This is a genomic window from Methanobrevibacter sp. (genome assembly GCF_030539555.1).
Lineage (GTDB): Archaea > Methanobacteriota > Methanobacteria > Methanobacteriales > Methanobacteriaceae > Methanocatella.
The window spans coordinates 1-6,806 of the sequence record NZ_JAUNXX010000075.1 but is presented as its reverse complement, the minus strand read 5'-3'; the positions used below and the strand labels follow the sequence as shown (position 1 = coordinate 6,806).

The following is a 6,806-nucleotide window of genomic DNA, read 5'->3' as shown; positions in this document are numbered from 1 at the left end:
TCAAAACAGTCATATGTTGTAATTCTAATAATTTGGCCCAAATCAAATGAAATTCTACCTAAACCTTTATTTTCCCAAAAAGTAGCGATATTCTCAATGAAGACATCTAAATCCTCATCATATAACTTTCCAAAAATTGAATTACCAATACTATTACCGGTAGATTGCATAATAGGATCGATGTTTATTCCTTCTTGAATAAGCATGGATTTTAGAGTATGGAAAAGCAATGTTGAAAATTCTGCATCCTCATCAACAAGATTTTCAATTAGGTAATCAGCTCGAGTTTCTTTAATCTCCTTTGGCTCGGAAAAATTAACAGAACCCAAGTATTTGGAATTCAGATAGAAAATTTTCTTTCTATTATCAACAGGATGAACTCTATAGGATATAATTCCACTTTCTCTTAAACCTTTTAAATGAACTGAAACTGTGGATTTAGATTTACCAGTATTATTAACGATTTCATCAAATTCCATATCACTATCTCTAAGCATTTCTAAGATGGTGAGCTTTACTGGACTTTTGATAACGTTGACCCCAATATTTTCATTAAAATTAGAGAAAATTTGAATTGGTTTTTTGTCATTCACATTAAATCCCCCTTTTATACAACTATATTTAAAATCATTAGTTAATAAAGATATCTAAAATTTAAAAATTTGAATATTATTTAAAAATATTATATTAAAACTGAACATATATGAAAAAAATTCAAATGAACGATACGAACTGTTCGTTTAAAACAAAATAAACTAGTCCATATACTATCTTTTATCACCACTTAAAAACTCACTATTGACCGTTCGAAACATCATATTTTGAATAATCTTTTTGCATTTTCTGTAGTTATTTTTACGACTTCATCTTCATTCATATCCAATTCTTCTGCGATTTTTCTTACAACATACTTCAAGTTCAATGACGTGTTTATTTCCCCTCTTTTTTCTTCGGGAGCCATATATGGAGAATCAGTTTCTACTAGCACATGACCAATGTCTATTTTTTTAAGCATTTTTCTTATTTTCTTATTGTTATTGTGAGTAATCGGCCCGCCAATTCCCATATAGAAACCTAATTTAATAAATTCCTGTGCCATTTCAGCCGAACCCTGATAACAGTGAATGGATCCCACCACATCATGTTTTTTCAATATATCGAATGTATCCTGCATTGATTTTCTGGAATGGACTATAACAGGCAAGCTATGCTTATGTGCAAGATTTAACATTTTTTCAAATAATTCTTTTTGTATATCCTTATTGTCTTTTGTATGATAATAATCAAGACCTATCTCGCCTACCGCAATTACATTATCATTATTAAGCTGTTTATCCAATAAAAAAATATCTTCGTCTGTTATTTCATCTGCAAAAGAATAAAAATATCCTAAAGCAGCATGAACATTTTCATATTTATCAGACAATTCCAGTACTTCTTTATTGCTTAGAGGATCAGTGCCGTTCAATATTATATGTATGTCATTTCTTGCAGATTCCTTTATTATTTCTTCTGCATTTTCCATTTCGCTATTATAAATATGACAATGGGTGTCGATTATCATGATAATCCTCATTTTTAAAAATTATTTTGCATAGGTTTTTAATGTTTCAATTTCAATTATAATATAATAAATTGAATTAAATTAAATTTTTTGGTGAGTGTATATGGACGAAAAGTTTTCCAGAACAGAAATGTTGATTGGAAATGATGGAATGAAAAAATTAAATGATTCCAAAGTTGCTATTTTTGGTATAGGGGGCGTGGGATCTTTTGTTTGTGAAGGACTTGCCAGAAGCGGGATTGGTAATTTCATTTTGATAGACTATGACAAAATAGATGAAAGCAATATCAACAGGCAGTTAATTGCAACAGTAAAAACAGTCGGTAAATATAAAGTTGATTTAATGAAGGAGAGAATTTTAGAGATTAATCCTGATGCAAATGTTGAAATTTACAAGGAATTTTATATGGCAGACTCACAAAGCAATATCATTACAGAAGACATCTCATATGCTGTTGATTGCGTGGATACGATAATGGCAAAGATTGCAATTATCTGCAGTTGTAATGCCGTTGACGTTCCGGTCATCTCTTCAATGGGAACCGGGAACAAATTAGACCCTTCAATGTTTGAAGTAGCTGACATTTATGAGACATCAGTGTGTCCACTTGCAAGAATAATGAAAAAAGACCTCCGAAAGAGAGATATAGAAAAATTGAAAGTAGTTTATTCCAAGGAACCACCAATAAACACCAACGATTGTGCAATAAATCAAAATGCAAAATATAAAGTGAAAGGCAGCACATCTTTTGTACCCTCCGTTGCAGGATTAATTATTGCCGGAGAAGTAGTAAAAGATATCGTTAGTAAGTGATTTGATTTAAATCTGTTTTAATGAAAAAAATTATAATTATCTATAAAAAAGGAGAGAAAATATAGACAGATGAAAATAATGCAAAAACGTATGAATAAAACTGAATATCATTTTGCAATTGCTCTTGCAGTGTCAAGAATTGTTTCAAAAGTCAATAACGATGAAATAATCCGCACAGATTATAAAGGAAATCCAAGAAGAGACAGAAACTGGTGACATGAAACTGTCATTTAATTAAAAAAAAAAGAATAGATGAAATAATCATCTACTTGATAATAATTTTAACTATTTTACTAACTTTATTGTGGTATTTATTACCTCCGAATGTAATAACTGCATTGAAATTGCCTTTTTTAATTAATTTAGTTATTTTAAAAGTAGCTTTACCCTTGGAATTGGTTTTAGCGATATAAGTTTTACCTTTAACTTTCAATGTAACTTTAACATTTTTCATTACTTTATTTAAGTTAGTTTTTAAAGCAATTGTGTATTTTTTAACTTTAATATCTTTTTTAAATGTTTTTGCTTTAGCAGTTATTTTAGGAGTTGTTTTCTTAACAGTGACTGTGTTTTTATATGTTTTACCATTATATGAAGTTTTTATAATGTATTTGTTTGGAATTTGTGTTATTTTCAGTTTTGCAATTCCATTGTTATTTGTTTTGACAGAGTATGTTTTTCCGCCAATTGTGAATTTAACACCTTCACCTGCTCCAACTGCCCTTCCGTCGGCAGTTATAACTTTCACTGAAAAGTATGATCCCCCATTGTAATTAACAGTAATGTCTTTATTGTTTATTATTTTAGTGTCATCAGCTACAGTGTAGACTTTAAGACAGACCGTTTTGTTTTCAAGAGTAATATCCTTAAAATTTTCGCCGCCACCGCTTATAAAAGACATTCCGCTAACATAATGCTGTCTGGAGTATGCCTGATATGGAAGAGCATTGTTTTTAAATACTACTTTAAATTCATCACCTGTTTTGATTGGAATATATTTGTTTAAAACTATTGTTCTGAATCCTGCAAATTCGCTGACGCCGCTTTGGGTGTGAACTTTAAGGCCGTTGACATAAATGTCAAATGAATAGTCAATTCCTGATTCATTGAAGTATGTTCCGACTGCACCTATTAACTCATCATATTTTGATGTGAATTCATTTGAATAATAAGTGTAATTGCCATTAAAACCTGTCAGTCCCACCAAATCTGTCTGGTAGTTTACATGATAGTCAACAGTGTTTTCAAAGATATATGCAATAGCTGCATTTTGGGGAATAATCGCGTATCTGTCAGGCACTAAAAGTATTTTACTTGTATAATTAATCTTATTGAAACCTCCTAAGGAATCTTTATATGTCCATTTGCCTATACTGTCATCCCATCCCACTAATGAAACAAAATGAATTCCATGGTCAAATATTGAAATATTCTCTCCAGCAGTAGGAATTTCTTCACCGTCATCCAATAAAATCATTTGAACACTTACAGATCCATATTTAATTATTGCCTGCTTAATCATGTTAACTGTATCATTTTTCCCACCAAATATAATCATTGCGTCCTGGAGATGAATTCTGCTGTCGGATAAATCTGTGTCTGCAGCCATTCCTCTGTCATCATAAGAATCATCCATTGGAAGTGTGCCGTACCAGCTTAATGCATGACCTAAACCGCTGTATGCAAAGCCTGTTGAACTGATTCTCAAATCACCATTTCGAGCATATTTCAACTGCAGTTTTTGAACATAATTTGGAGATAGGTTGTAGAGGACTCCAGTTGATTTGAGGAGTGCTGATTCAAGAGATGCCACTGTTGCAAATGCCCAGCAGTCATCATTGTCACCTTGAACTTTATCCGGACTCACCCAACCCCAGTCACGAGAATCAAACTTGGATGGAAGTTCATCCACTACAATAGAATTATTAATTAATGTTATTTTTATTCCACTGCTTTCAACGGAAACAATATAGTTTTTATTATCTAATGAGAATTCATCATCATTTATTGTATTGTTTTCTAATCTTTTATTAGTTAAGAAATCTGCATAAACACTAATTCCACCATTGTCAAAAGTTGAATTTGAAAAGTCAATATTTGCATCATAAGCATAAATTGCCATTCCTGCATTTCCGGATTCATTTAAAATTTGATTATTGATTAGACTTGACTGCTTGATGGTTAATTTACCTTTATCAAAATAGATTGCTCCCGCATTTTTTCTGCTCTGTTATTTGACAGAGTAGTGTTTATAATGTTTATACTAGCCCATGAAGTATAAATTGCTCCTCCTTCAAATCCGGCATAGCTATTTTTAATTGTTGAGTTGATAATGTTTAAAATACCTCCAAAATCAACAATCGCACCACCATATCTTGATTTGGAATTAGTGAAACTGGTATTGATTATATTCAATGTCTTAAGCAGGAAATTTGATCCGGAATCAAGATCATAATAAATTGCACCACCATTGTCTGATGCTGTAACGTTTATGAATTCACAATCTTCAATCAAGAAAGAATCACCCGTAACATTATTTTTCGGGAAGAATTTTGCAATTATTGCACCGCCTGCTGCACTTGCATTTAAATTAATAAATTTTGACTTTTTAATTTTCAGATTGTTGCCCTTATAGTCTATTGCAGAGCCTATTCGTGAAGAGAAGTTTTCAAATGTACAGTTTTCAACAATAAGATCCTGCCTATCAACAGATATGAGTCCTTCATCAACATATCCTCCGGACACTACTGAATTTTTAAAGACAGTACCCCCTACATAATTGGATATAAACTTATAAGTCATGTTTGTATCCTTAATGATGCATCCGTCAAATTGGACCTGGCCATCACAATATAAAAAACTATTAACCTGCTGGGAAGTACAATTTATGAAGCTTACATTGTTGAAAATAACTGGAGATCTAATTCTTAATGACGAATTTACGAAATTTTGAAACGTTAAATTATTAATTGTAACAACATCTTTGGAATTAAAAACAAAAGGCCTGGAATTAACCGCCCCATCAATTATATGACCATTACCATTTATAACAAATTCATTTTCTTTTATAATCCTTATTGAACTATTGTCACATGCATAATCATGTTCCATGTTAAGTTCACCTGTACTTTCAGAAATGTTTTGATTCAACTCACTGAAAGGATGATAATCAGCAGAATCTGAAATTATTTCACTTTGATTGTCAGCTGCCGAAACGGAAGCGATAGTGAATAAAACCGATAGAATAATTAAAATTATAAATAATTTTGATTTAATGAATTCAACCTCTTAAAATTAAGTTGATATGGTTAAAATTTTATCGTTAGTACAAAATAAAACTATTGAACCAGATAACTTATATCAATTGAATAATTTAAGCTGTTATTTCAATGGCCATCGCAGTCAGAGACAATTTACTACTGTCAGTACTGCATTTCCGGTGAAGAATATTGTAATCTGAGATGAAAAAATGATATAAATAAAATATTCAGAGCATAGCTATAGCAAACAACATTTATTAATATTTGGGATTTTTCCAAATATTTTCTTTTTTAAAATTTTGAAAAACAAAAAAAACCGATTTTTTACTGATTAATCAATTTTTCATCAATTTTAAAGGTATCAATGACTATTTGAGCTTCATCTAATGATTCAAAACTGCCGCTGAAATAGTAATACGGTATCTCAATGCCACCCTTATCAACAGCCAGATTATTCAATTCTACAAATACATCATAACCGTCTGAATCTCTGAATAAATAAGTTTTGTATCCCTGAGAAGTAGCATTGCTATCAATTTTTTCATATGAAGAATCTTCCTGATGGCCTTCGAAGTCAGTCACACCATCTTCACCGACAAAGTATAATGAACAGATTGCATTATCATCAGGATAAATATAATAAACTCCCACATCCAAGCTATCGCCTGAAGAAAGTTTAAATTCTGTTTCGTTAGTCAAATCATCGCTGATATTAAAAAACACCTTGTCCGCAAAATTATATTCATGGGTTTTTATGTCGGATTCTGCAAATACAATAGTACCGGCTGCAAATATCACTAAAAAAATTGCCAGCACAATAAAAAATTTTTGTTTATACATAGACATGCCTCAATTTTATGAAATAATTTTAGAAGAGGTGATATTTAAATATTACATCTGTTACCGCCCATAGCCTAAATATCGCAAGATAACATAGAAAATCAATATTATGATTAATATTATAATGGAAGTTCTTGCAGAGAAGAATCTGGTTTTCCTAAATTCTTCGTCATTTACCTCTCCTTTTTTAATAATCCTTTCTTTTTCAAAGGAACATTTCTGATATATTGATTCAATATCTTTTGGAAGTCTTCCATATCCATTTAGCATGTTGATTGTCTTATTTAAATATTTGATAGCTTCTGCATCATTTCCCATATTCACACAG

The 6,806-nt window shown here is 31.0% G+C and carries 7 protein-coding genes and 1 pseudogene; 2 read left to right on the top strand and 6 right to left on the bottom strand.

Annotation, left to right across the window (positions count from 1 at the left end; all coding sequences use genetic code 11):
* A partial coding sequence (locus tag Q4Q55_RS09230) for an ArsR family transcriptional regulator (protein WP_303372522.1) occupies positions 1-593 on the bottom strand: 593 nt, incomplete at its 3' end.
* A 221-nt stretch (positions 594-814) separates the two neighbouring features.
* Positions 815-1,564, bottom strand: coding sequence for a TatD family hydrolase (locus Q4Q55_RS09225; RefSeq protein WP_303372521.1), 750 nt, complete (start codon positions 1,562-1,564; stop codon positions 815-817).
* 103 nt (positions 1,565-1,667) lie between these two features.
* Between Q4Q55_RS09225 and Q4Q55_RS09220 the strand changes: the two genes are divergently transcribed.
* Both Q4Q55_RS09220 and Q4Q55_RS09215 read left to right on the top strand, forming a co-directional pair.
* On the top strand, positions 1,668-2,378 hold the full coding sequence (locus tag Q4Q55_RS09220) for a tRNA threonylcarbamoyladenosine dehydratase (protein ID WP_303372520.1): 711 nt from the start codon (positions 1,668-1,670) through the stop codon (positions 2,376-2,378).
* A 78-nt stretch (positions 2,379-2,456) separates the two neighbouring features.
* Positions 2,457-2,594, top strand: coding sequence for a hypothetical protein (locus Q4Q55_RS09215; protein ID WP_303372519.1), 138 nt, complete (start codon positions 2,457-2,459; stop codon positions 2,592-2,594).
* A 49-nt stretch (positions 2,595-2,643) separates the two neighbouring features.
* Here Q4Q55_RS09215 and Q4Q55_RS09210 read toward each other — a convergent pair whose 3' ends face one another.
* From Q4Q55_RS09210 to Q4Q55_RS09195, 4 genes and pseudogenes are all read right to left on the bottom strand, one after another.
* Complete coding sequence (locus Q4Q55_RS09210; protein WP_303372518.1) at positions 2,644-4,500, bottom strand: lectin like domain-containing protein; 1,857 nt, start codon at positions 4,498-4,500, stop codon at positions 2,644-2,646.
* A 59-nt stretch (positions 4,501-4,559) separates the two neighbouring features.
* Positions 4,560-5,489, bottom strand: coding sequence for a hypothetical protein (locus Q4Q55_RS09205; protein ID WP_303372517.1), 930 nt, complete (start codon positions 5,487-5,489; stop codon positions 4,560-4,562).
* A gap of 473 nt (positions 5,490-5,962) precedes the next feature.
* A complete protein-coding gene (locus Q4Q55_RS09200; RefSeq protein ID WP_303372516.1) occupies positions 5,963-6,478 on the bottom strand; it encodes a hypothetical protein in 516 nt (171 codons plus the stop codon).
* A gap of 60 nt (positions 6,479-6,538) precedes the next feature.
* A pseudogene (locus Q4Q55_RS09195) lies at positions 6,539-6,806 on the bottom strand (tetratricopeptide repeat protein); the annotation flags it as partial.